The following is a 23,703-nucleotide window of genomic DNA, read 5'->3' on the forward strand; positions in this document are numbered from 1 at the left end:
TTGGAGAGCTCGACGCAGGCATTGCCTGTCGCTGAACTGGAGGCGGGTTTCCCCATCCTCATCCGCATTGCCTCCAAGGGTGTCTGTGCGGACGCGTGCGCTATAGTATAGATGTGACGGAAACGCAAGCTGATCGCTTGATGCTGGCGATGGTCATGGCCCGGGACAAGCTGATGGCGAACAATCCAGGTGCAGCATTTCCAGAAGTTGAAAGCAATCGAGAAGGCTTAACCATATAGCCGGATTTTCCGCGAGATTAAGTAATACAAAATGTTGCTGCAGATATGAAGGCCAAAACGCAACTTGGTCCTCCCGATGCCACGTCTCCTTACCTGCATTGTCGCTGAACACAGCTGGCCGCATCTGATCTTTGCAACGGTGATTTGCCTGCTTGGCTGCTTGCTCACCGTGCGGCTTTTCTCGCGAGTTCGGCGCACGCAAGGACTGCAGAAGTTCAATTGGCTTTTTCTATCGGGCTTCGTTGGCGGCGCGACGATTTGGACAACCCATTTCATTGCCATGCTTGGCTTTCGTGCGCCGACGCTCAGCGGCTATGAGCCGGATCTCACGCTGCTCTCGCTTTTCATCGGCGTCGCTTCGGCGATGATCGGCTTTACGATTGCCTCGGTGCGTAGCCAGGATGCGCTGGTCGAAGCTGGGGGCGCGATCGTCGGCCTTGGCGTAGCGGCGATGCACTATGTCGGCATTGCCGGCTACAAGGTGGCAGGCGACATTCAGTGGGACAGCGCTTATGTGATCACTTCGCTGATTGCAGCGGCTGGCTTCGGCGCGCTGATGGCAACCCGTGTTGCGCGACCGACTGCCCGCTTCAGCCCGGTCGGCGCGGCGTTGCCGCTCATCCTCGCGATCGTTTCAACGCATTTTCTCGCCATGGCGGGCATGACGATCGTGCCGGATACCACGGTCGCCGTTCCGCGTGAAATTCTTTCCGTGGGCGTGATGACCAGCCTGGTCGGTGCGGTGATGATCATCATCTTGCTCCTCGGCGCGTCTACCTACATCATCGACATGCAGTCGACAGAAGCGGCGGTCGCTCGCTACCGTCATCTGTCGCTTCATGACCCGCTGACTAACCTTGCGAACCGTTCGGCGCTCAACGAACATCTCGCCGCGGCTACCAAGAGCACCCATGAAATCGGCTGGAACGTCGCGGTCCTTTGCTTCGACCTCGATCGCTTCAAGGAAATCAACGACGTCCATGGTCATGCGGCTGGCGATGCGGTGCTGCGCGCGATCGGCGAGCGACTGGCAAAGGTCATGCAGAAGGGGCAATTTGTGGCCCGCGTCGGCGGTGATGAATTTGTCGTTGTGATGCGAGATCACGTTGGCCGTTCGGAGACGAAGATCGGGGCCCAGCGTCTGCTCGACGAAATTGAACGGCCAGTGGAGTGGAACGGCCAGTCGCTGAGCGTCGGCTCCAGCATCGGTATTTCCAGCTATCCAGACAGGGCGCGCACCGTCGATGACCTGCTTTCGCAGGCCGATGTCGCGATGTACCGTGCCAAGACGACGGCCGGCAGCAGCATCTGCTTCTACGATCCCTCGATGGACGAGGCTGCGCGGGAACGAAGCGCGCTGGCGATGGAGATGCGTGAAGGGTTGAAGAACGGCGAATTCCAGCTTTTCTATCAACAGCAGAACGATACCGTTACACGCGAGGTGCTCGGCTTCGAGGTTTTGCTACGCTGGAAGCATCCGACGCGCGGCTACATCTCGCCGGCTGAATTCATTCCGATCGCCGAAAAGACGGGTTTCATCATGGAACTCGGGGAATGGGTGCTGCGCAGCGCCTGCGCGGAGGCCGCCAGCTGGAAGAATCCCTTGGGGATTGCGGTCAACGTGGCTGCCCAGCAGCTCGCCGATAGTCGCTTGCCGCAGATCGTACAGCAGATCCTGCAGGAAACCGGCTTGGCAGCGTCGCGGCTCGAGCTTGAGATCACCGAATCCGGCATTATCGCCGACCACGGGCACGCGCTGAACGCCATACGCCGGCTGAAGGCATTGGGCGTCAAGGTGGCCATGGACGATTACGGAACCGGCTATTCCTCACTATCGACCCTGCAGAGCTTCCCATTCGACAAGATCAAGATCGACCGCGCCTTCGTCGACGGCGTCGTTACCAACAAGCAGTCGGCGGCCATCGTTCGCTCGACGCTCATTCTTGCGCAGAGTCTTGATATTCCGGTGCTGGCAGAAGGTGTGGAGCGGGAGGAGCACATCGAGTTTCTTCGCCGCGAAGGCTGCTTGCAGGTCCAGGGCTTTCTGTTCGGGAAGCCGATGCCGCGTCTCGACATCGAGGCGTTCGTCAATACTGACGGCAATGGCCCGACGGACGCCGCGAGGACCGACGCGGCAGCCTGACCGCGTTGCAACCCGGCTTGACATTGGCCCTGCGGAAACCTCACATGCTCACAAAACTCAAGCGGCGGAGGAATTCAGTATGCGGCTCAATCTCATTGCGGCAACAAGCACGATTGCAATCGCACTGGCATCTTCAGCCTATGCCGTCGACATCAATCAGGCGGGGGCGAAACAGCTCGAGGAAAGCCTGACGAAGGTCGTGCCGGAGAGCGTGGCAAAAGATGGCTTCGTGACCGTAAAGCCGGCGGGCACACGCTATGAGATCATTTATGATTTCGCAAAGCTTCTGAAGAAGATCGAACCGGGCACCTTTGCAATCACCGGCTTGACCCCGTGGTCGATGTTCGCAACGCCACTGGAAACTGGTCTATGGAGCATGGAGGGGAACAATTCCCTGAATGTTTCCGGGAATTTCAAGGCGCCGGGACAACCGAAGACTGATTTCACCTACGCCATCGATGCCTTCCTCTTCAGCGGCGTCTTCGACCCGGCGATCAGTTATTTTCGCTCAGGCGATTTCTCAACAAAGGCCGTGAACTTTTCGTCGAAGACCGAAGCCGAGGAAGTCAGTGCCAGCTTTGACGGCATGAAGTACAAGCTGACCTCGTCTGAGGGTGCCACTGCTGGTACTGCCAATTTCGCCACCAGCGGCTCTGCTTCGGGATTCTTGGAAAAGATCAGCAGCCGTGAGGTGCCACCGGTCGAAATTCGCGCCGACGCGATCGATTTCGCGGCGGCGGTGAACGGCCTGCCAGCAAGCAAGGTTCGCGACATTATCATGTTCGCGGTCGACCACGCCGACGACAAGAAGCTTGCCGTGGCGGATAGCGACAAGTTGAAGGGAATGCTTCGCGAGGCGTTCCCGTTGCTCACGAGCTTCAACGAAACCATCGACTTCAACAATCTGACCGTCTCCAGCGCTGCGGGTAACGGCGGTGCGAAGAACGTCAACTATGCAATTACGCTTGATGGCCCGACTGATGCGACGCGTTTCGGAGTTGGCGTGACAGCGGAGCAAATCAGTTTCGCCAGCGCGATCGTTCCGGCTGCCTATTCCGCATTCGTGCCTCATGAGTTTCAGCTGCAGTTTGCCATTGCCGACATGGATTTCGCGGCCTTCGGGGACGAGTTTCTCAAGGTTGATTTCAGCGGCGACACTTCATCGGAGGATAGCGGCAAGAAGGCGGCTGAGCGGCTCTTCAAGGGTGGCGAGTTGGTCATGGATTTCCCGAAGATCAGCGCAGTCTCGGGTGTTTACGACGCCGAGTTTTCCGGACAGGTTCGCGGGCGAATTGACACGTCCAAGGATTATTCCATGGATGCAACAGTTTTGGCACGCGATCTGGACAAGACCATCGCCGCCGTTCAGGAACTTGCAAAGACCAATGCCGATCTCAACCAGGTATCGTTCGGCCTGATGATGGCCAAGGGCTTTGCCAAGACAGATCCCGATGGGCGCCAGCGCTGGGATATCAGCGTTGCGCGCAACGGATCCGTGACGATCAACGGCCAGGTCATCAAGGGCGCTGACTGACGCTATCGCAGCGTTGCCGCGCCAAGTGCTGGGGCGGAGACCACTTGCGGGCAATCAATGTCCGGTTCATGCTGTCTTGGCGGCGCAAGGTTAAGTGAGGGCCACTGCGCTGCCGAGGGGCGGGCCGATGAATTGTGCTGCCTGTGGTTTTGCGATCGAGAGCAGTTTTGCGTTCTGCCCGAAGTGCGGCGCAAGACAGCCTATCGTCTGCTCCTCCTGTGGCGAGGCCTGCCAACCCGATTTCGCCTTTTGTCCGAAGTGTGGAACACCCCTTGGCCGAGGCGAGATTCGTGCGGTTCCTGTCGAGCCGCTACTGCATCCATCTACGCCTGACGATGCCGCCGATCGGCGTCCGTTGACCGTACTCTTTGCGGATCTTTGCGGTTTCACAACCCTCAGCGAGAAACTAGATCCCGAGCTCATGCGCTCTCTGCAGAACGAGCTGTTCGAGGAACTGACGCGTGCCGTGGAGGCTTATGGTGGCTTCGTCGACAAGTTTGTGGGCGATGCGCTGCTGGCGCTGTTCGGGGCGCCGACTGCGCACGAGGACGATCCCGATCGTGCTCTTTGCGCAGCGCTCGAGATGATTGCAGGGGCGGAGCGCCCCGGTGCCAAATGGGTGGATCTGGCCGGTGGCGATCCGCTGCAGCTCCATGTCGGTATCAACACAGGGCCGGTGGTGACAGGCGGCTTCGGTGCCGCTGCCGCCCGGTCGTACTCCGTGACCGGCGATACCGTGAACACCGCGCAGCGGTTGCAAAGCCTGGCCGGCCCGGGCGAAATTCTGGTCGGGCCGGTGACTTACCGTCTGACGCGGCATGCGTTCGCGTTCGAAAATCTCGGCTCCCTGGCCCTTCGCGGGAGGACGGGTAACGTGCAGGTGCATCGTCTGATCGGGCGGATGGAGACACCGCACACTGCGCGCGGATTGGAGAGCTTGGGCCTACACGCCGAACTCATCGGGCGCGACGCAGACCTGTCGCGGATGTCCGATTGCCTGGATTCTGCCTGTGGCGGCAACGCGCAACTCGTCCAGCTGATCGGGGAAGCCGGCATCGGCAAGTCAAGGCTGGTTCGTGAGCTCCTGGAGAGGGTCAGTCAAGCCGAGCGGTTCGGAGAGGTTGTGGTGCGCCGTGCTGTCTGTTCACCGCTTGGGGAGCAATCCTATGGCACGCTCGCATCGGTGTTGCGCAGCGCCTATGGAATCGCCGAGCGGGAAACTGCCGAGCGGACGGCGGAACTATTGACGTCTGGACTGATCGATCTGGGCTTCAGCGAGACCGAGGTTGCCGGCCTCACGCCGGTTCTCTCGTATGTGTTTGGCCTCGGCGATCCTGATGGCGCGCTGCGTCACGTCGAGCCGGAGCAGCTGCGGCGACAGATCTTCTACGCTACGCGTACCATCTTTGAGCGGCGGCTGTCGCTCAGCCCGCTGTTGCTGGTTGTGGAGGACCTCCACTGGGCCGATGCTGCTTCGATCGAGGCGCTGCGGTTTGTGCTAGACAGGCTCGAGCGAACGCGTCTGATGATGCTGACGACGGGGCGCTCGGTTGCCGAAGGCGAGGGCCTGGAGTCGAGCCGGATCAACCGCACGCTGATGCGGCTTGCGCCGCTTTCGGTTCAGGATGGCCAGGAGCTACTTAGCCAGTTCTTCGGCACCGACAGTTCCGTACCTGCTGAAAGGCGCTCGCGAATTCTCGCACGAGCGGGCGGCAATCCGCTCTTCATCGAGGAGATCGTCCGGGCTCTAATCGAAACAGGTGCGCTTTATTCCGCGGGCGGATCCTGGTGTATCGCCAGCGCTGAGATGGGAACCGAGATACCGATGAACCTGCAGGCGATGCTGCTTGCGCGTGTCGACCGTTTGCCGCCCGACGTCAAGCTGTTGGCGCAGGAGGCTGCGGTCATTGGCCCGCGTTTCGATCTTGCGCTGCTTCGTGCGGTTGCGTCGGATACCGCGCGCATCGAGCGAGGGCTGGACTATCTCTGCGAGGCAGAGATTCTCGAGGAGACGCCCCGTGCTACCTCGGCAAATGCGATCTCCTATCGCTTTCCGCAGCAACTTCTGCACGATGCCATCTATGGTAACCTCTTGCTACAGCGCCGCAAGCAGTTGCACGCGCGCATCGGTGCGGCCATCGAGCGGATGCATCACGGCATACCCTCTCGGCTTGAGGACATCGCACAACTCGGTCGTCACTATTGCCGAGCCGACGAGTCGGGTAAGGGTATCCGGTACCTCATGGCTGCTGGCGATCTCGCCCGCCAGACCTACGCCAATGACGATGCGATGCGCCTCTACCGCGAAGCGCTTGCGGCGATTCCGGATCATCCGAAGACCACTTCGGAGTTGGTTGCCCTCTATGAGCGATTTGCCGATCTCTGCGGCCCGGCGGGCGAGCGGGAGGCGGCACGCGATCACTACGGGCGTGCGCTGGCCATCTTCAAAAAGAGCGATGATCAGACTGGGGCGGCGCGAATCCTCCGCAAGCTCGGTCGTCTCAATCTCGCAGCCGGCAGATCCGATCTTGCAGACGCCGACTATGCGCAGGCCGCGTCGTTGCTGAGTGAGAGCAATGCGCCCATCGAACTTGCCCACCTGCTTCAGGAGCGCGGGCATCTTGCCTTTCGCATGGGCGACCAGAACGCGGCTGCGCGCTGGGCTGACGACGCGCTATCCTGCCTCAGCGCGGCCGCCTTTGATCAAAGTGGTCCGGTCGCAAGGGACGCAGCACAAGTGCGCGCGGAGGCGCTGAATACGAAAGGAGTGGCATTGGCCCGACTCGGGCAGCATCGCGAAGCTGTCAGGGAAGTCGAACGAAGTCTGGAGGTCGCCGAAACGGCGGGTCTTCTCGGGGCAGCCTGCCGCGCCTATTCCAATCTTGGGGTGCTCTATACGATCGTCGATCCGGGGCGCGCCATTCATGTTTGCCGCCGCGGCCTCGACGTTGCTACCCGCATTTCCGATCTCGGCTTTCAAGCCCGGCTGTTCGCCAATCTCGCTGTTGCCTGCTGCACCTTCACGGACAATTGCGCCAAGGAGGGGGTGCCTGCCGCGGAGAAGGCCATCGAGATCGACCGGGCTCTGGATCAGCGCGATCACTTGGCGGTGCCGCTCATCGTGCTTGGGCAGATTCATCAATGTCACGGCAAACCGGCCTTGGCCTTGACCTATTATGAGGAGGCGCTTCAGCTGGCGCGTGAAATCGGCGAACCACAGCTTTTGTTTCCATGCTATGATGGGCTGGCCACTTTGAACCTGGAAAGAGACGACATGGCCGAGGCCGAGCGATACTTTTCGCTCGCCCAGGAGGTTTGCGTCAGGCACGGGCTGGATCCCGACGCGCTTGTCGTGCTGCCTTTCCTGGATTGATTCAATGCCGCCACGTAAGGTGTTGAGTTTTCGCTATTTTGTTCTTCCGCTCGGCGTTTCGCCGACGTGCAAGTGAGGGAGGGTGTCATGCCCGCAAATCGAAGCGAAAGACCGTTGCAGCCCGGCGACCGCGCGCCGAATATCGTTCTCGATGCGATCACCCGTCAGGGCAAGATCTCGATTGACGACTTCCGCGGGCAGAAGCCCGTGCTGGTCGGCCTGTTTAGGGGGCTCCACTGTCCGTTCTGCCGGCGGCAAATTGCCTCAATGGCGAGCCTTGCGGGTGAACTCCAGCAGAAGGGAGTCGAGAGCCTGACGATCGTGAACACGCCCATCGACCGGGCCCGCCTCTATTTCCGCTATCATCCCTTGCCCAATCTGGTGGCAGCGTCCGATCCCGACAGGGTATCGCATCGCGCCTTTGGGCTCCCGAACCTCGAGTTCACGCAATCAGAGACAGTCTGGCCATACAAAGTCAGTCTCGATACGCTCACGTCCATGCGTGTCGATATCCCGGATTTGCCTGAGCCGATGGCGCCGATGGCGGCTGTCGAATTCCTCGACAATGCCGACGGCTACGAATTCTCCGACGACGATAAGCGCATGATCGCGACGGGCGAGGGGCAGTTGGTTGGTGAATTCCTGCTCGACCGCGATGGTGTCGTCAGATGGTGCTTCACTGAGGTTGCCGACGAGGGACGCCATATGTTCGGCGTGCCCGCGCCTGAGGAGGTTATGTCGGCCGCATCCCATATCGCTGCCTAGTGTTCGACGGCATCATACTCGCAGGTTCACATACCACCCGGCTGCGCTGGACGCACCGTGATGCCCGGCTGTCTGCGGCACTGGCCGCGATTGATCACCGTGAAGTTGGCTGCGCGCGCCTCGCATGCATTGGAGAATGTCCGGACACTCGGCCCTCGCTGGCCACAGACCGGAGCATATTCCCTGGTGCATATCTCCGGGTTGGTCGGCAGGCGAGGAGGGGGCGATGTTGACGGGCGCGAGTAGCCGGACCCCATGTCTGCTGTGCAGGCAGAAAGAAGCGGGATGAGCGCAAGCAAGGCGAGCTTTCGTGTCGATAGGAATCCGGCGAGTGTCATAACTCTTCCCCCATGGCTGGATTTCTTACGAAATCCTAGCGCAAGTTGCATTTGCGGGGAAGTTCAAACGTCAGCGACCGCTGATAATCTCTAACAGATCAGTCAAACAGGCTCGAAACCGACTCTTCCTGGCTGGTCCTGTTGATCGCCTCGCCGATCAGACTTGCAGTGCTGACGACGCGGATGTTGTGGGCAGACTGGACGGCGGTGGTCGGCTGAATGGAGTCGGTGATTACGAGCTCGCGAAGCTTCGAAGAGGTGATGCGGGTAACCGCGCCGCCGGAAAGAACGCCGTGGGTGATATACGCGGTAACGCTTGCAGCGCCCTGGGCAAGAAGGGCATCCGCGGCATTGCAGAGTGTGCCGCCGGAATCGACGATGTCGTCGATCAGCAGGCAGTCCTTGCCTTCGACTTCGCCGATGATGTTCATGACTTCGGATTCGCCCGGGCGGTCGCGGCGCTTGTCCACGATCGCCAGCAGACAGTCGAGGCGTTTCGCGAGCGCGCGGGCTCGAACGACGCCGCCGACATCAGGCGAAACGACCATGACGTTGCTGATGTCGTAATTGGCCTTGATATCGCGTGTCAGGACCGGGATGGCGTAGAGGTTATCCGTCGGGATATCGAAGAAGCCTTGAATCTGGCCAGCGTGCAAGTCGAGCGTCAGCACACGATCGGCGCCGGCTTCCGTGATGAGGTTTGCGACGAGTTTGGCCGAGATCGGCGTACGCCCGGAGGCGCGTCGATCCTGTCGGGCGTAGCCGAAATAGGGAAGAACGGCGGTGATGCGGCGCGCAGACGAGCGGCGCATCGCATCGATCATGATGAGCAGTTCCATGAGGTGATCGTTCGTCGGGAAAGACGTCGACTGGAAGACGAACACGTCTTCGCCGCGAACATTTTCCTGAACTTCGACAAAGATTTCCTGATCGGCAAATCTTCTGACGCTGGCTTTGCCCAAGGGCACATTGAGATAGCTGCAGATCGCTTCGGCGAGATGCCGGTTCGAATTGCCTGCGAAAACCTTCATCTTGGTCCGCCTATTTCCTGCTGATAGCCGCGCTTTTTAGCCAGCTTGCTTCTGAATGCAAGGGCTAACGCGTCATCTGCGCTCATATTTCTAAAAACCTTGTGGCTTAGCCGTCACGGGCGTCACGCCAGGTCGAGAATTCGGTGATGGTTTTGGAGGCGATTTGCTGCATCACAGAAGCCGGGACGGCGGCCCAGGGATCCTGTGCATCCGAAGGGATGCTTTCTTGTCCCTGGATGCGGTGCAGGCGAGCACCAGCGCCGTCTAGAACGTCCCACACATAGACCACGGTCACCTTACCGCTGTCGGAAAAGGCCGACAGGTAACCCTTCAGTATGTAGGCGGTGGAGCTGTCGTTCGAGCTCTTGATCGAGAGGCCGTGCGACCGCGCTTCCGCTCCGAGCTGGCGCGACAGCGGCGTAACGGCTTGGACGGGCGCGCCGATGATCGGCAGGAAGCGAACGGTCGAGCCGCGTGACGATGAGCTCGCGGTCAGCGCAGCCGTCTGGGTCTGCTGCCGCGGCTGGCGGGCAGGCGCTTCCACCATATCCTCTTCCTCGGCCTGGGCGTTCGATATGGGCTCCGGCAGCGTCTGCGTCTTGATCGGAGCGGAGGCCGCGGGAGAGGAGGGGTTGTTTTCGAGCGCAATGGCCTGGGCTTCCATCGTTGTCGGCGGTGCGCCGGAACCCTGGCGGTACGTCATCTGATGGTAAGCGGGATGATATCCGTTCGCCCGCTGCAGGGAGGCGAAAGCCTGCTGGCGCGGCGGCGTGCCGGCCATGCGTTCCGCGTCGCCCTGCGTTACCGGCGATGAACGCATGTTTGCTGAGGAATCGCCAATATCGACCAGCGGAACGAGGGCGTCGGTGGTGTTGCAGGCGGACAGGGCAAAGCAGGCAAGGAGCATCGGCGCAGTCGCAACTCGCGTCATCCCTCGTTTCATCCTTCCAAGTGCCGGCCCCGTGCACTTTATGAAGGCCGGCGCCGGTCTGTGTCAATTCCGGATTCTTGCCCGCAATGGTTTGCGCCGTATTAGGATGACTGGCTCTCTGAGCTGTCCACGCTTCTCCGTCTCCCGCCTAGACGTTGATGAAGTCCAGCGAGTGACGGGAAAGCGCGCGGGGTGCGTCGTCGGTCGTCAGATAGGTCTGCCCGAGGGTCATCGCCGTGCCAGTGTCGGAATCCATGATGATCATGTGCACGAAGAGCGACATATTGGGCTCGATCGCCTGCGGATTGCCGACATGGAACATCTGGTGCTCCATCCAGGACGGCGAGAAACGGGCGCCGAGTGAATAGCCGCAGGCGTTGAGGCGATGGCGCGACAGACCGCGCTCATCCATGATTTTCGCATGCTTATCGAAGACATCGCCGAAGCTGTAGCCCGGCTTCAGTACCGTCTCGATCGCCTGGATCGTCTCGAAGCAGGCATTGTAGAGCTCGCGGTGGCGGTAACTCGGCTCACCGATGACAACCGTTCGCATCATTCCTGCATGATAATGCGCAAAGGTACCGGCCCATTCGAGCGTCAGTTGGTCGTTCGCGTCGAGCTTGCGTCGGCCGGCCTTGTAGCGGCAGAGCAGCGCATCCTCGGCGGATCCGACAATGAACTCGTTGGCGGGATAGTCGCCGCCGCCAGTAAAGACCGCGCCTTGCATGGCAGCGAGAATGTCCGCTTCGTCAGCGCCGGGCTTGGTCAGCCCGAGCGCCGCATCGAGCGCATCGTCGGCGAGCACCGCGGCGCGTTCCACATAGGCCACTTCAGCGGGACTCTTGACCAGTCTCAGGCGGCTGACGAGATAGGATGCGTCGACGATCTGACCGAAGGACGTCAACTGCGCATCCAGCATCCGGGCAACGCGGCCGGTCATGCCATGCGTATCGTATTCGACGCCGATTCTGGCGCCGAGCAGATCCATCTCGACCAGCAGGTTCCGGAGGTCGACGGTCGGGTCGGCATTCACGCGGTCGACCCAGATGTGGACGTTTTCCAAGATTGAGGTGTGCTTGGCCTGACGCAGATCGGCCGAGCGGGTGAGCAGGGCCATCGTCCCGTCGGACTTGACGACAAGGGTCTGGAAGAAGCAGTAGCCGAAGGTATCGTATCCGGTCAGCCAGTACATGCTTTCCTGGGCGAAGAGCAGCAGGGCATCCAGTTTCTCTTCGCGCATTTTGTCAGTCAGACGCGCGAGGCGGACGGCGAATTCGGGTCTGTCGAAGTGCAGGGCCATGCCGCTCAAATCTCCCTGATTGCGATTGCTGAAATCTGCCGGCCGTAGTCCGGCTCCCTATTATGTGTGGTCCGCCGATACGAGAAGAAGCGTTCGGCGTCCGGATAAGTGCAGAGACCTAAGCTCTCTGCCCGGACGCCAGTGGCGCGCAGTCGATCGACGGTGAGGGCCTGCAGGTCGAACATCGCGTGGCCCGGCTTTTCGGAGGGTTCGAAGTAGCGCTCGTACGATGGATCCTGCACGACAAAGCGCTCCACGAATTCCGGGCCAACCTCATAGCTCGCCTGGCTGATCGACGGCCCAAGGCAGGCAACAATTGCGTCCCGCTTCGCGCCCAGTTGGACCATGGTGTCGATGGTGTTCTCCAGCACGCCGGTAAGGGCGCCTTTCCAACCGGCATGCGCGGCGCCGATAACGCCGTTTTGCGGATCGGCAAAGAGAATAGGTCCGCAATCGGCTGCCAGCACCCCGAGCGCTATGCCCGGAGTTGCCGTTACCAGCGCATCTGCTGCCGGGCGGGCGCCGTCATAATCCTTGTCGACGATGACGACGTCGGGCGAATGGACCTGGTGCACGGTAGCGAGACGCTCGACCGGCAACTCAAACCAGTTTGCCACGCGGCGGCGGTTTTCCTGAACCTTCACGCGCTCATCATTCGAGCCAAGGCCGACGTTCAAGCCGCGATAGATGCCATCCGAGACGCCGCCCTGCCGGGTGAAATAGCCATGGAGAATGGCGTCACCGGTTGCCTCTTTCAGCAGCGCGCTTTGGATCGGTGCCGGAGTTGCTGCTTCATTCATTCGAAATTCCAAGATTGATTGTTGTGCACCTTGCTCGATGGCGAGACCTGCTCGGTTGTGCTGAATGTTGGCCCAGCGGCGCTCGCGCTGTCAATCCACAGAACGGAAAGGCATCAAATCCACGGCCGGGTACGAGACCGCCAGGACCTTGAAGAGTTCGCCCATGCGCCCTTCACCTTCGCCGGCCAGTCGATCGACTGCTGTCTGGATAATCTGCCGCGTATGTGCCTCGCGGTCACGGCCAAGGGCGGCTGCGCGATCGAGAATGCCGAGGCCGACGAGAAAATCACCTTGGTGCACCATGCCGTTCATGTGAACGCCGGCGGAGGCGGCGGCTTGCGCAAGGGCCTGAAAGTCGACGTGGCTCGTCAGGTCAGCTTCGCCGGGATTCGCCAACGGTGGATCATACTCGTGCATGCGCACGGCTTGCAGCGTATCGCCGTAGCCGCTCACAAGGTGGCCGTAGTCGATGGCGACAGCGGTTCCGCCAAATGCCTTCAACCGATCGCAGATCGCAATCATCACCGACTGGCGAGCCGGCGAGACTTCAAACACTGTTCCGGGAAGCACGTCCTCTTCCGGCCATGGCAGGAGGCTGGAATCGATCCCCGCCACGCCGGCGCCGAACGTTAGTTCGCCCGCGGCGTCGGTGCCGACCATCCTTTCACGGAAGCCAGCCGGCGTTCTCACGAACTGACGGATCGGGATCGCATCGAACAACTCGTTCGCCGCGACGAGCGAAAATCCTGGCGGCACTTCATCGAAACCCTGATGCCAGCTGACCCTGTCGCCATGAGGCGCCAGCGTTTCCCGTTGGATATCGCGCAGTCGTTCGCTGGTTTCGACGAGGTGCACCGTCATGTCCTCGAACAGCGGCGGCGCGATGCGGGAGATGACGCGCAGCATATCCGACATCATGGTGCCGCGACCGGGGCCGATCTCGACGAGGCGGACACCGGCAGGCGTTCCGTGGCGCTGCCAGGCATGGACAACGAAGACGCCGATCATTTCGCCAAAAAGCTGGCTGACCTCCGGCGCGGTCACGAAGTCGCCGGAGCGCCCGAAAGGCTCGCGGGTCCTGTAGTACCCATATTCGGGATCGGCGAGGCACAGCGAGAAAAAGTCCGTGACGCTGATCGGGCCGTTCGCCTCTATGATGGCCTTGATCTTCTCACCGAGCGCGGTGCTCATGGATCCCCCTCTTGTCCAGCTGCGGTTAGTGCTGCAGGGCAGCCTGACGGCGAGCGCGAAGCATGGCCCAGATTCCCAGCAGAACCATCGGCGTGGAAAGCACCATGCCCATGGTCAGCCAATTGGTGCCCAGCAGGTAGCCCAACTGTGCATCCGGTTCACGGAAGAATTCGACGAAAATGCGAGAGAGCGCGTAGCCGCAGACGAAGACGCCGGTGATGAATCCAGGGCTCTTCAGGGCGCGGAAACCGTAAATCAGAACAGCAAGCACGAGCAGGAGCACGATGCCTTCCAGGCCGGCTTCATATAGCTGGCTCGGGTGGCGAACGAAGTCGCCGCCAGGGCAATAGCCATTGTTCCTCTCGATGTATTGGTTGCAGAAAACCATGCCCCAGGGCGCATCCGTCAGGCGACCCCACAATTCACCATTGATGAAGTTGGCGATACGGCCGCAGAAGAGGCCAATCGGCACGACCGCTGCCACGATATCGAATAGGCTCCAGATCGGTACGCTGTTGCGACGGGCGAAGATCGCCATGGCGATGGTGGTGCCCGTCAGTCCGCCATGGAACGACATGCCGCCGTTCCATATCTGGATCGCGCGGATCGGGTTCTCGATCACCGCCGGCATATCGTAGAAGAGGATATAGCCGATGCGGCCTCCGAGAACGATGCCGAGCGCGACCCAGATGATGAAATCGTCGAGCTGAACCTTGGTGATAGGCGAAACATCGCCCGGCCACAGCTTGTTGTTTCCAGCGATCTGACGCGCATAGTACCAGCCGAGCATGATGCCGGCGACATAGGCAAGTCCGTACCAATGAATTGAGAGGGGGCCGAGCGAAAAGGCGATCGGATCGATCTCGGGGAACGGCATGATCGCCATGAGATTGGCTACTGTCGGCAAGGGTTTCCCATTCGCTGGCGCAAGCCCGAGGTATGGAATCGGGCGTCTGACGCAGTTCTCTTCAAGGCGTCCTTTGCGACTTTCTGAAGGCGCGCCAAGCTCGATGTGGGCGGAAGATGGCGCTGCGATCAAAAGCGGTCAAGTCGATTGTTGGCGATCGCGAAAGGGCGGGCCGGCTTATCCAGAGTAAAGCGCTTGCATCCTTACTGGCGAAGCCCTACCTCATTCCCTGAAAGGCCTAACGGTCGTAATTGTATGTTGCAAAGGGAGAAAACCGCCATGACGACTGGAGCAAACCGCATCATGGACGAGTTCGCCAAGCTGATGACGGACGCGGCCGGTGCCGCCCAAGGCGTGCGCAAGGAAATCGAGACGGCCTTCAATGCGCAGGCGGAGCGCTGGCTGAACACACTCGATATCGTCAAGCGCGAGGAATTCGAGGTCGTGCGCGAGATGGCGATCAAGGCGCGTGATGAAAACGATGCGCTGCTGGCACGCATCGCGGCCCTTGAAGAGAAGCTTGCAGCCAAGGGCAAGTAATTCCTGTTGTGAGACAGGCCGTGGTGTGACCTTTATGAGACACGCCGCGGCTGCGACCTAAAAACCAGGTGCCGTTATCCACCTGTGGACACTGCCAAAAAGATCAATGGGCAGAGTCATTTAAACCCTCCTTCTGAATGGAAATCCGAAAAGCTTTCCACAGTGCCGTTCCCTAAAACGGCGCTAAGGGGCTGGCGTGTCGCCTAGCCCATTATACACTGATTTTAAATGATGATTCGAAGCGGTTGGTAAGCTCCAGGCAGGTTTGACTGCGTTAAGTCTGGTAGCGGTTCAACGGTCATCAGGGTTGGTGGTTCCGGCTGTTGCGTGTGTTCTCCTTGTGTCTCGTTGACGAAGTTGGTTCGCATTCACTCCGGTCAAGAAGGTGCTGCATGAGCCTCATGGAATTGGAAGTCGAGCGTCAGTCGAACCCGGTCGATATGATCGAGTACGTCGCCGCCAATAACGACTGGTCTTTCGAGCGGTCGGGCGATGACGAGATTGCGATGACGGTTGAAGGGAAGTGGACCGACTACCACGTTTCCTTTTCCTGGATGGAAGAATTCGAGGCGCTGCATCTGGGCTGCGCCTTCGACGTCAAGGTTCCCGAACAGCGTGTCAACGAAGTCACCAAGCTTTTGGCGGCAATCAATGGCCAGGTCCTGATGGGACACTTCGATCTGTGGCGTCAGGAAGATGTCATCATCTTTCGCCAGTCGCTGCTGCTTGCCGGCGGTGCCGAGCCGACCAATCGACAGGTCGAAGTTCTGCTCGCTAGTGCGCTGGACACATGCGAGGCGTATTATCAGGCTTTCCAGTTCGTGATCTGGTCCGGCATGGATGCGAACCGTGCGATGGAAGCGGTTCTCTTCGAAACCGTCGGCGAGGCGTAAATGTCATCCGCAGCTTCAGGTCCTGTTGTTCTCATCGGCGCCGGCAATATGGGGGGCGCTATGCTCTCCGGCTGGCTGAAGAACGGCGTGCCCGGTTCTTCTATCGTCGTCATTGACCCGGGTCCCTCGGACCAGATGCTGAAGACGATCACCGACGCCGGTGCGACCCATGTCACCTCGGCCCCGGCCGGATTGACGGCCGGCGTTCTGTTCCTCGCGGTCAAGCCGCAGGTGATGGATGCCGTGCTGCCTCCGGTCAAGGAAACGGTGGGGCAGGAAACCGTCGTTGTTTCAGTGGCTGCCGGCAAGACGCTGTCGTTCCTTGAAAAGCATCTCGGCGAGTCCGCGATGGTGCGCGCCATGCCGAACACCCCGGCCATGGTCGGTCGCGGTATCACGGGTGCGTTTGCCAATGCGCGCGTCACTGATGCGCAGCGCGAACAGGTTCATTCTCTCTTGCGTGTATCCGGTCCGGTCGAGTGGGTCCCCACTGAAGCTGACATCGACGCCGTGACGGCGCTGTCGGGTAGCGGACCGGCCTATGTGTTCTATCTCGTCGAGTGTATGGCAGAGGCAGGCCGTAAACTTGGCTTGCAGGCGGACCTTGCCATGCGCCTTGCACGGGAAACAGTCGCGGGGGCTGGTGAGCTTTTGCACCAGTCCCCCGACGACGCCTCGCGGCTCCGGCAGAATGTGACATCGCCGGGCGGTACGACGGCTGCCGCGCTTTCCGTGCTGATGGCCGACGATGCGATGCAGCCGCTTTTCGACAAGGCCCTTGCCGCAGCGCGCAAGCGCGCCGAAGAGCTTGCTGGCTGAGGACACCAAGACCATGGCTGACGAGATCACCTATGCCGACTTCGAGCGTGTCGACATTCGCGTTGGTACGATCGTTGAGGCAAGTCCATTTCCGGAAGCGCGTAAGCCGGCTTTCAAGCTGCTGATCGACTTCGGTCCCGAAATCGGCCTCAAGAAGTCGTCAGCCCAGATCACGGTTCACTACACGCCCGAGAGCCTTGTCGGTCGGCAGGTTCTTGGTGTGGTCAACTTTCCTCCACGGCAGATCGGTCCGGTTCGCTCGGAAGTCCTGACGCTCGGTTTCGAGGATGAAGCGGGCGCGATCGTACTTGCTGCGACCGACAGGCCGGTGCCAAACGGCCAGAAGCTCATGTGATCAATGAATCTCGCGCGACAGGGGGTCGGTCAGCGAGAAGTCGTGGAATACTGCTTCGAAGCCTGCGCGTTGCGGTGAGCAGAATACTAGCCCGACGGCGACCTCCGCAAATGTCGGATCGAACCACGCAAGGCGGGCCATGCGCCAGCCTTCCATGCGATCCGTCCTATATTGAACGAACAGTGCATCGCCATTCCGCGTCACCCGCACGCTCATGCGCTCAAATGTATGGTCAAGGCGAAAGGCTGACCAATCGGAGTTGCCGTTGGTCACGACGGTGCTGAAATGCATGGCGCCATCGGTATATTCGATCCCGCACTTCATCCAATGCGCCGCATCAGCCCGCACCATGAGGCCCGCCTGGTCGTAGAGGTCTTGGTAGTGTCCCGAGAAGCAGACTTGGGCGGTGAAATCACCTTGTCTTTGCTGGTGCAAGAAATGTCCATCGTCGCGATGGAAGCCGTAATAAGTTCCCTGCCAGAAATCGGTCTTTGGTCCCGACCATACATGCAAATCCTCGCCGCGCAATTCGAAGCGGGGCGGCGGGTTCAGCCATGTCATTGAGTGCGTGTTCATGGTCACCTTTCCTCACGCGGGCAGGCGGACGGTCGCCCGTAGACCGCCGAGAGGGCTATCGCCGAGCGTGACATTGCCGCCATGGCTTCGCGCAATGTCGCGGGCGATCGCCAGGCCGAGGCCTGTGCCCGAGGCATCGAGATTTCGCGCTTCGTCGAGCCGGAAGAACGGCTTGAAGACATCCTCGCGGTTCTTCTCGGGAATGCCCGGGCCATCATCATCAAAAGTGATCGTCAGCCACTTGGCGCTGTGCTTGGCGTTGATGTCCAGGGTATTGGCGTAACGTCGGGCATTGGAGGCGAGGTTGGTCACAAGGCGCGTGAAGGCGTTCGGGCGCACCGAGATCTCATCGTCTCCCTCGATCGCGTATGTAAATTCCTTGCCCTCGTGAAGTTCGAAGTCTGCCTCCACTCGCGCGAAAAGGTCGCTGAGCTTCATGTCGCCGACATCTTCTTCGACCTCGCTTCGGGCGAACGCCATGTAGGCCTCAAGCATCGACTGCATATCGTTGACGTCGTCGTTCAGACCGTGCAGATCGGGATTTTCGCCGGCAAGCGCCAGCTGCAGTTTGAAGCGGGTCAGGATCGTGCGCAGATCGTGACTCACTCCCGTCAGCATCGCCGTGCGCTGCTCAAGCTGGCGTTCGATACGCTCGCGCATCAGAATGAAGGCGAGACCGGCACGGCGAACCTCGTCCGCTCCGCGCGGGTGGAAATTGTCTGCCTTCTGGCCCTTGCCGAAGCTTTCGGCCGCGTTCGCAAGCGCAAGTATCGGACGGATCTGTCCGCGCAGGAAAAGAATAGATATGCCGATCAATACCAGCGAAGCACCGACCATCCAGACAATGAAGATGTGAGTGTTGGAAGCGTAGGTCGAACTGCGTCTTGCCAATACGCGGAGGATCTTGTCCTCGAGCTTTATGCGGACCTCGACGAGGTTGGAATCGCCCAACGTATCGATCCAGAACGGGCGCTTGATCTGGTCGCTGAGTTCGTCGCTGAGGATTCCGTCGAGAATGGAGAAGAAAGGCTTGGTGCGCGGCGTCGGCAAATCGCCATCGGGCTCTATTGATATCTGCAGGTTCAACTGGTCGCGCGCTATCCGCGTGATTTCGCTATAATCCGTGTCCTGCGGGTAGGTCTCGATGATCTGGATCACCGCCGCAATGTCGCGCGTGACCGCTGCAGAGAGGCGCTGCGTCACCATCTGCCAGTGGCGCTCCATGAACAGAGCGGCAACGACGGACTGCAGCAGCACCATCGGGATAATGATGATGAGCAGCGAGCGAACGTAGAGTCCTGTCGGCAGATAGAACCGAAATCTGCGCAACATCGCCCGCCAGCCGCGGGCGGGCGAGCGGTCGTCGCGCCGAAGGGAGTCGAATGTCACCATATGGTCGCTGATCCTGGGGTTGCGACTGTCAATCGATGCTCAGCCGGTATCCTATACCACGAACCGTCTGCAGCCAGACCGGATTTGCGGGATCGTCCTCGATCTTGCGTCGCAGCCGATTGATCTGCACATCGATGGTGCGCTCGCCGACTTCGACATCGTTGCCGATGAGCTCATGCCGCGGAATGGTATCGCCGGCGCGCTTGGCGAACAGCAGCATGATTTCCTGCTCGCGATCCGTCAGCCGAACGACTTCGGAGGCCTTCTTCAGTTCCTTGCGTGTCAACGAGAATGTGTATGGTCCGAACATCACCTGTTCGATCTTCGGCGCATCGCTCGAGACATTGCGGCGCAGGATATTGTTGACGCGCAAAACGAGTTCGCGGGGATCGAAGGGCTTCGCCAGATAATCGTCGGCGCCAGCCTCCAGCCCGGCGATACGGCTGCCCGATTCCGCCAGCGCCGTCAGCATGATGATCGGCACGTTCTTGATCGTGCGCAGACCCTTGGTTACTTCGATGCCCGAATCGCCGGGCATCATGACGTCCATGATGATGAGGTCGAAATCCAAGCCGGCGAGCTTGCGCTGGGCCTCAGCGCCATCCGCGGCCACCGTCACCCTGAAGCCGTTCTCGGTCAAATAGCGGTTGAGCAGGGCGCGGATACGCGTGTCGTCATCCACAACAAGCAAGTGCGCAGCGTCGTCCGAAATCACTGTCTTTGTCGCCATTCAATCTGCTCTCGAGTTTGGTCTGTTCCGCATACCCTTGAGGAAGGCCTTTATGCCTTCCCGTACCTCCGGAGAAGCCCCGTCGAATGCTCTCTCAATACGGCGCGATTGCGGCTCTGCCAGAGCAAGAGCAAGCTCGCGCCCCAGCTTGGTAGGATAGAGCTTGCGCTGCCGCCTGTCTTCAGGCCCCGCAATCTGACGAATATACCCCGAATCGATGAGTTGTTTGAGCACTCTTGCAAGACTCTGCTTGGTAATCTTCAACGTATCCAGCAGATCGGCAACTGTCATGCCCGGGTTGCGGTTAACGAAATGAACGACACGGTGGTGCGCCCGCCCGAAGCCGATCTCCGCCAAGATGGCGTCGGGATCGGAAACGAAGTCACGATAGGAAAAGAACAGAAGCTCGATGATCTCAAAATCGATGGTTTCCGTGTTCTCCATCGGCAGTTTCAACGGTTCCGGCTTGCCCGTCTTCGGGCTCGTCTGGCGTGCCAATTTGGCATTTCCTTTCTTGTTGCGCACCTTGTGGGAAGCTCTCGTGAATATGTCAGTATCGGCGACATATCTTCGCGCGCTGCTAGCTTCCCCACGCGTTGCAAAGACGGAAGAGGACGCCATTCCACCGGAATTTGGACCGACTTCGCAAACTTCACAACAATGCGTAATTTCCCCTACGTGAGTGGATAAAACGTATTGGGGACAACAATCAACAGCAATGGCGTGCGGGCGCAGGCGAGCGCGAGATGGATTAAGTTCGCGACGATCACGAACCGTTGACGAACGCCACATGAAAGGAATGTACCCGGCCGCGGTAGCGGCCGAGTGATCTGATGGCAAGAGAGCGGCCGCTTTCCTGGAGGCGCGACCGTTTTCGTTGCTCTGTCTACCTGGCGCGAGCGGCCACCGCGCCGACGATCGTCGACAGGATACCGCCGCCGATCAGGCCGCCGATACCATCGGCGATCAGGCCGGTCATTGCCGCTTCGCCGCCGACCATGCTGAGCAGCATGCCGCCGCCGATGCCACCGATTGCACCGGCGATCGTCCGGGCAACGGCATTGATTGCAACCTGCTTCAACGCGCCGCTTGCGACATTGCCGCCGACGGCGCCTGCGATCGCTTGCGTGATGATAGGCAATAAGGCTTCCACGATTTCCCTCCTTCGCGTTTCCTCAAAACGCCTCTGCCGGCTGCGCGGTCTGAATGGATCGCCAGCCATACAGGCGATCCGACGTCCGACCGGGAGCAGGGATATCGTCTGAATTTCAGTATCTTATCATGATTGAATGAAACTTGAAATAGAAAGCAACTCATGCGGGAAGCTTCCTTGCGTCCGTCAACAAAAAAAGGCGCCCGAAAGCGCCTTTTCATCTTGTGCATCGCGGTCAGTTGTAGACGTAGACGATGCGACGGGTGCCGGGATCGACAAGAACCGGGCGATCATTGATGCGGACATATCGATACTGATAGTCCGGAATTTCCTGGAACGTCACGTCATTGGGCACGGAGGCGCCGACCACGACATCACCGCCGAGACGTACGGTCTGGGCCGGGTTGGTCTGGACGTAGGTCGTGACTGTTTCCGGCGGGCTAATCGCCTCTACGGAACCGACCGGTCCCAGCAGCTCGTCGCCTGGTGCCGGGTCAGCTGGAGCGACGCTTGCGGTCGTTTCATAAGTCACGACAGGAACGCCAAGTTCCGACTGATGTTGCTCGACGACGACCGTGCTGCCAGCCTGCTCGACTTGCAGATACTGCGCATAGACCCAGCCGCGGACACCGCCGACGTCAACCCGGCACCAGCGGCTTCCCTGGATGCAGCCATCCAACATTGCCTGCGAGCCGCGCGGCGCTACGCCGACAGCGGGATACTGAGGGCCAGGGCCGGCACGAACGTTCAGATCGTTGATGGCCGTCGCAACCATTTCCGCCTGGGCAAAACCGGCGCTTCCCACGACGATCGCCCCAGCTAGGAATAGATTTCGCTTGAAGGTCATCTCGTTTCTCCTTGTCTTACACAGGCAGGTAACGTTTGGAGTATGACGAGGTTCCCCCTGCTTGCCCTTCGCCGGTAAACGATTGTATCGACGTGTTAAACTCCATCGCGACTGGTGACTGAACGCCGAATGGAGTAAGCCTCCCGTGACCTGACGCAGCACCCAATAAATCGCGGGCTGCTCGTTGCGACGTTTCGGACTATACGAATGCGGGACAGAGACAAGCGAGGCACTCATGGGCATGCTCCAGGCCGGTATTATTCCGGTGACACCCTTTCAACAGAACTGCACGATCCTATTCGATCCGGAAACCAAGGAAGGCGTCGTGGTCGATCCCGGTGGGGACGTCCCAGCAATCCTGCAGGCCATCACGGCGAACGCGCTTAACATCAAGGCGATTTGGCTAACACACGGTCACCTCGACCACGCTGGCGGGGCAAAGGAACTCAAGGAGGCCTTAGGCATCGAGATCGTCGGTCCGCACGAGGACGACCTTCCACTACTGCAGCGGATTGAGATGCAGGCGCAGAAATATGGTTTACCGCCCGGTATGCAGGACGTCGTTCCGGATCGCTGGCTGAAGGATGGCGACAAGGTTTCCTTCGGCAGCCACGAGTTCGAGGTGTATCACACTCCGGGTCACGCACCGGGGCATGTCATCTACTTCAATCGCGTGCAGAATTTCGCTCATCTGGGTGATGTCCTTTTCAACGGCTCGATCGGTCGAACGGATCTGCCGGGAGGTAATCACCAGCAACTGATCGACTCCATCCGGGACAAAGTTTTACCGCTCGGCGACGACGTCGGCTTCATTTGCGGTCACGGGCCAGGCAGCCGGATTGGCGACGAACGCCGCAGCAACCCCTTCCTGCAGGGAATCTGATCATCAAAAAACAAAAGCGCCGCTGAGAGGCGGCGCTTCGTGCTCGATTATGCAGCTGGTCGATCAGCCGGCCGTGCAGAAATGGCTGCGACCGTCGTAGCCGATATAGGTGCCGCTGCGCGGGTCGAAGGAGCGGTAGCGGTATGAGCAATAGCGCTCCCACTGCGGAGTCCATGGCTCGACGTCGGCAACTGGACGATAATAGCGAGCCGGGGCAGCGCGATAGACCGGAGCGTCTTCGTATCCCGGCTCATAAGGCGGGTCGATGTAGCGCGGCTCGTCGTAGCGCGGGGCGCTGGCAATAGCAGAGCCAACGATCAGACCGGTTGCAAGACCGACGGCGCCGCCAACGAGCGCGTCGTCGCCGCCGTGATGATGACGATGCCAATCACCAGCCGATGCAACGCCGATCGATGACACCGTGAGGGCAGCAGCAGTTGCCGTCATGAAGAGCGCCTTGGCAAACCTATTCATTTGTCTTTCCCTGTTTTAACCGATTCCGGTTCTGCACCTTGATGATGGCAAGGTAAGGGCCGCGAGGTGAATGCAGGCTGAATGACAAAACCCGGCATCGCTGCCGGGCTTCAACTCGAATTGACAGCGTTGGCTGGAGGCTCAGCCTGCAATCTGCAGGTTGACAGCCTTGGGGCCCTTGCCGCGGCGATCCGGCTCCGTGTCGAAGCTAACCTTCTGATTTTCCGTCAGTCCGGCCAAGCCAGAAGCCTGAACGGCAGAAATGTGTACAAAGATGTCCGCGCCGCCCTTGTCCGGCTTGATAAAGCCAAAACCTTTGTCGGTGTTGAAGAATTTTACTGTGCCAGTCTCGGCCATGCGTCAGGTCCTTTTATCTCTGCCCGCCATCCACACGGGCAGCATCACTGATATTGCCTCCTCACGGAGACGTTAGCAGGCAATTATTGAAATGTGAGAAAAAGGTCCCCTCTAGCACAACCAAGCTCACCA

General features: G+C 59.9%; 24 protein-coding genes. 9 read left to right on the forward strand and 15 right to left on the reverse strand.

Annotated elements, in window-relative coordinates; translation table 11 throughout:
* Positions 1-315: 315 nt before the first annotated feature.
* From FHT76_RS27180 to FHT76_RS27195, 4 genes are all read left to right on the forward strand, one after another.
* Positions 316-2,382 carry a bifunctional diguanylate cyclase/phosphodiesterase gene (locus tag FHT76_RS27180; RefSeq protein ID WP_183861180.1) on the forward strand — a complete coding sequence of 689 codons (2,067 nt, stop codon included), beginning with the start codon at positions 316-318 and terminating at the stop codon, positions 2,380-2,382.
* A 79-nt stretch (positions 2,383-2,461) separates the two neighbouring features.
* Positions 2,462-3,916 carry a hypothetical protein gene (locus FHT76_RS27185; protein WP_183861178.1) on the forward strand — a complete coding sequence of 485 codons (1,455 nt, stop codon included), beginning with the start codon at positions 2,462-2,464 and terminating at the stop codon, positions 3,914-3,916.
* A gap of 127 nt (positions 3,917-4,043) precedes the next feature.
* Positions 4,044-7,289: an adenylate/guanylate cyclase domain-containing protein gene (locus FHT76_RS27190; RefSeq protein ID WP_183861176.1), complete on the forward strand. Its 3,246-nt coding sequence runs from the start codon at positions 4,044-4,046 to the stop codon at positions 7,287-7,289.
* 87 nt (positions 7,290-7,376) lie between these two features.
* Positions 7,377-8,054: a peroxiredoxin-like family protein gene (locus tag FHT76_RS27195; RefSeq protein ID WP_183754209.1), complete on the forward strand. Its 678-nt coding sequence runs from the start codon at positions 7,377-7,379 to the stop codon at positions 8,052-8,054.
* A gap of 26 nt (positions 8,055-8,080) precedes the next feature.
* Here the strand turns inward: FHT76_RS27195 and FHT76_RS41465 are convergent, their stop codons facing one another.
* The 7 genes from FHT76_RS41465 to lgt all read right to left on the reverse strand — a co-directional run bounded on the left by FHT76_RS41465 (position 8,081) and on the right by lgt (position 14,552).
* A complete protein-coding gene (locus tag FHT76_RS41465; RefSeq protein WP_405049290.1) occupies positions 8,081-8,443 on the reverse strand; it encodes a Kazal-type serine protease inhibitor family protein in 363 nt (120 codons plus the stop codon).
* A 47-nt stretch (positions 8,444-8,490) separates the two neighbouring features.
* Positions 8,491-9,423, reverse strand: coding sequence for a ribose-phosphate pyrophosphokinase (locus FHT76_RS27200; RefSeq protein ID WP_183754212.1), 933 nt, complete (start codon positions 9,421-9,423; stop codon positions 8,491-8,493).
* A 106-nt stretch (positions 9,424-9,529) separates the two neighbouring features.
* Positions 9,530-10,354, reverse strand: coding sequence for a hypothetical protein (locus tag FHT76_RS27205; protein WP_183861174.1), 825 nt, complete (start codon positions 10,352-10,354; stop codon positions 9,530-9,532).
* 148 nt (positions 10,355-10,502) lie between these two features.
* Positions 10,503-11,654, reverse strand: a complete 1,152-nt coding sequence (locus tag FHT76_RS27210) for a Xaa-Pro peptidase family protein (protein WP_183754215.1) — start codon at positions 11,652-11,654, stop codon at positions 10,503-10,505.
* Between the two features lie 5 nt (positions 11,655-11,659).
* Positions 11,660-12,454: a peptidoglycan editing factor PgeF gene (pgeF, locus tag FHT76_RS27215; RefSeq protein WP_183861172.1), complete on the reverse strand. Its 795-nt coding sequence runs from the start codon at positions 12,452-12,454 to the stop codon at positions 11,660-11,662.
* A 90-nt stretch (positions 12,455-12,544) separates the two neighbouring features.
* Positions 12,545-13,645, reverse strand: coding sequence for a class I SAM-dependent methyltransferase (locus FHT76_RS27220; RefSeq protein ID WP_183861171.1), 1,101 nt, complete (start codon positions 13,643-13,645; stop codon positions 12,545-12,547).
* Between the two features lie 25 nt (positions 13,646-13,670).
* Complete coding sequence (gene lgt, locus FHT76_RS27225; RefSeq protein ID WP_183861169.1) at positions 13,671-14,552, reverse strand: prolipoprotein diacylglyceryl transferase; 882 nt, start codon at positions 14,550-14,552, stop codon at positions 13,671-13,673.
* Positions 14,553-14,831: 279 nt separating this feature from the next.
* On the opposite strand from lgt, the gene FHT76_RS27230 reads away from it, so the two are divergent.
* From FHT76_RS27230 to FHT76_RS27245, 4 genes are all read left to right on the forward strand, one after another.
* Complete coding sequence (locus FHT76_RS27230; protein ID WP_007534115.1) at positions 14,832-15,092, forward strand: accessory factor UbiK family protein; 261 nt, start codon at positions 14,832-14,834, stop codon at positions 15,090-15,092.
* Between the two features lie 392 nt (positions 15,093-15,484).
* Positions 15,485-15,985, forward strand: a complete 501-nt coding sequence (locus FHT76_RS27235) for a YbjN domain-containing protein (RefSeq protein WP_007789996.1) — start codon at positions 15,485-15,487, stop codon at positions 15,983-15,985.
* On the forward strand, positions 15,986-16,804 hold the full coding sequence (gene proC / locus FHT76_RS27240) for a pyrroline-5-carboxylate reductase (protein WP_183754221.1): 819 nt from the start codon (positions 15,986-15,988) through the stop codon (positions 16,802-16,804). It begins immediately after the preceding gene.
* Between the two features lie 13 nt (positions 16,805-16,817).
* Positions 16,818-17,159: a tRNA-binding protein gene (locus tag FHT76_RS27245; protein WP_183861167.1), complete on the forward strand. Its 342-nt coding sequence runs from the start codon at positions 16,818-16,820 to the stop codon at positions 17,157-17,159.
* On the opposite strand, the gene FHT76_RS27250 is transcribed toward FHT76_RS27245, so the two are convergent.
* The 6 genes from FHT76_RS27250 to FHT76_RS27275 all read right to left on the reverse strand — a co-directional run bounded on the left by FHT76_RS27250 (position 17,160) and on the right by FHT76_RS27275 (position 21,857).
* Entirely contained in the window at positions 17,160-17,735 is a 576-nt protein-coding gene (locus FHT76_RS27250) for a DUF1349 domain-containing protein (RefSeq protein ID WP_183861165.1), read from the reverse strand.
* A 12-nt stretch (positions 17,736-17,747) separates the two neighbouring features.
* A complete protein-coding gene (locus FHT76_RS27255; RefSeq protein WP_183754227.1) occupies positions 17,748-19,127 on the reverse strand; it encodes an ATP-binding protein in 1,380 nt (459 codons plus the stop codon).
* Positions 19,128-19,155: 28 nt separating this feature from the next.
* The gene (locus tag FHT76_RS27260; protein WP_183754229.1) at positions 19,156-19,857 is read right to left on the reverse strand and encodes a response regulator; all 702 of its coding nucleotides are present in this window, start codon (positions 19,855-19,857) and stop codon (positions 19,156-19,158) included.
* Entirely contained in the window at positions 19,858-20,355 is a 498-nt protein-coding gene (locus tag FHT76_RS27265) for a MarR family winged helix-turn-helix transcriptional regulator (RefSeq protein ID WP_183861163.1), read from the reverse strand. It lies immediately after the preceding gene.
* A 388-nt stretch (positions 20,356-20,743) separates the two neighbouring features.
* A complete protein-coding gene (locus FHT76_RS27270; protein ID WP_037132788.1) occupies positions 20,744-21,010 on the reverse strand; it encodes a hypothetical protein in 267 nt (88 codons plus the stop codon).
* Positions 21,011-21,245: 235 nt separating this feature from the next.
* Complete coding sequence (locus FHT76_RS27275) at positions 21,246-21,857, reverse strand: DUF1236 domain-containing protein (RefSeq protein ID WP_183754231.1); 612 nt, start codon at positions 21,855-21,857, stop codon at positions 21,246-21,248.
* A gap of 235 nt (positions 21,858-22,092) precedes the next feature.
* Here FHT76_RS27275 and FHT76_RS27280 point away from each other — a divergent pair, with 235 nt between their 5' ends.
* Positions 22,093-22,740, forward strand: coding sequence for an MBL fold metallo-hydrolase (locus tag FHT76_RS27280; protein ID WP_183861161.1), 648 nt, complete (start codon positions 22,093-22,095; stop codon positions 22,738-22,740).
* A 63-nt stretch (positions 22,741-22,803) separates the two neighbouring features.
* On the opposite strand, the gene FHT76_RS27285 is transcribed toward FHT76_RS27280, so the two are convergent.
* Together FHT76_RS27285 and FHT76_RS27290 are read right to left on the reverse strand one after the other, a co-directional pair.
* On the reverse strand, positions 22,804-23,214 hold the full coding sequence (locus tag FHT76_RS27285; protein ID WP_183754234.1) for a BA14K family protein: 411 nt from the start codon (positions 23,212-23,214) through the stop codon (positions 22,804-22,806).
* 141 nt (positions 23,215-23,355) lie between these two features.
* Positions 23,356-23,571 (reverse strand): cold-shock protein, encoded by a 216-nt coding sequence (locus FHT76_RS27290; RefSeq protein WP_007534130.1) that lies wholly within the window; start codon positions 23,569-23,571, stop codon positions 23,356-23,358.
* Positions 23,572-23,703: the final 132 nt, after the last annotated feature.

This window comes from Rhizobium sp. BK176 (assembly GCF_024808055.1).

Bases quoted from the DNA above. Each gene is read 5' to 3' on its own strand.
- FHT76_RS27245 (WP_183861167.1), top strand. From the start codon at position 16,818: ATGGCTGACGAGATCACCTATGCCGACTTCGAGCGTGTCGACATTCGC.
- FHT76_RS27195 (WP_183754209.1), top strand. From the start codon at position 7,377: ATGCCCGCAAATCGAAGCGAAAGACCGTTGCAGCCCGGCGACCGCGCG.
- FHT76_RS41465 (WP_405049290.1), bottom strand. From the start codon at position 8,443: ATGCAACTTGCGCTAGGATTTCGTAAGAAATCCAGCCATGGGGGAAGA.
- FHT76_RS27255 (WP_183754227.1), bottom strand. From the start codon at position 19,127: ATGGTGACATTCGACTCCCTTCGGCGCGACGACCGCTCGCCCGCCCGC.
- FHT76_RS27275 (WP_183754231.1), bottom strand. From the start codon at position 21,857: ATGACCTTCAAGCGAAATCTATTCCTAGCTGGGGCGATCGTCGTGGGA.
- FHT76_RS27210 (WP_183754215.1), bottom strand. From the start codon at position 11,654: ATGGCCCTGCACTTCGACAGACCCGAATTCGCCGTCCGCCTCGCGCGT.
- proC (WP_183754221.1), top strand. From the start codon at position 15,986: ATGTCATCCGCAGCTTCAGGTCCTGTTGTTCTCATCGGCGCCGGCAAT.
- FHT76_RS27230 (WP_007534115.1), top strand. From the start codon at position 14,832: ATGACGACTGGAGCAAACCGCATCATGGACGAGTTCGCCAAGCTGATG.
- FHT76_RS27285 (WP_183754234.1), bottom strand. From the start codon at position 23,214: ATGAATAGGTTTGCCAAGGCGCTCTTCATGACGGCAACTGCTGCTGCC.
- FHT76_RS27185 (WP_183861178.1), top strand. From the start codon at position 2,462: ATGCGGCTCAATCTCATTGCGGCAACAAGCACGATTGCAATCGCACTG.
- pgeF (WP_183861172.1), bottom strand. From the start codon at position 12,454: ATGAATGAAGCAGCAACTCCGGCACCGATCCAAAGCGCGCTGCTGAAA.
- FHT76_RS27190 (WP_183861176.1), top strand. From the start codon at position 4,044: ATGAATTGTGCTGCCTGTGGTTTTGCGATCGAGAGCAGTTTTGCGTTC.
- FHT76_RS27290 (WP_007534130.1), bottom strand. From the start codon at position 23,571: ATGGCCGAGACTGGCACAGTAAAATTCTTCAACACCGACAAAGGTTTT.
- FHT76_RS27200 (WP_183754212.1), bottom strand. From the start codon at position 9,423: ATGAAGGTTTTCGCAGGCAATTCGAACCGGCATCTCGCCGAAGCGATC.
- FHT76_RS27205 (WP_183861174.1), bottom strand. From the start codon at position 10,354: ATGACGCGAGTTGCGACTGCGCCGATGCTCCTTGCCTGCTTTGCCCTG.
- FHT76_RS27250 (WP_183861165.1), bottom strand. From the start codon at position 17,735: ATGAACACGCACTCAATGACATGGCTGAACCCGCCGCCCCGCTTCGAA.
- FHT76_RS27260 (WP_183754229.1), bottom strand. From the start codon at position 19,857: ATGGCGACAAAGACAGTGATTTCGGACGACGCTGCGCACTTGCTTGTT.
- FHT76_RS27235 (WP_007789996.1), top strand. From the start codon at position 15,485: ATGAGCCTCATGGAATTGGAAGTCGAGCGTCAGTCGAACCCGGTCGAT.
- FHT76_RS27280 (WP_183861161.1), top strand. From the start codon at position 22,093: ATGGGCATGCTCCAGGCCGGTATTATTCCGGTGACACCCTTTCAACAG.
- FHT76_RS27220 (WP_183861171.1), bottom strand. From the start codon at position 13,645: ATGAGCACCGCGCTCGGTGAGAAGATCAAGGCCATCATAGAGGCGAAC.
- FHT76_RS27180 (WP_183861180.1), top strand. From the start codon at position 316: ATGCCACGTCTCCTTACCTGCATTGTCGCTGAACACAGCTGGCCGCAT.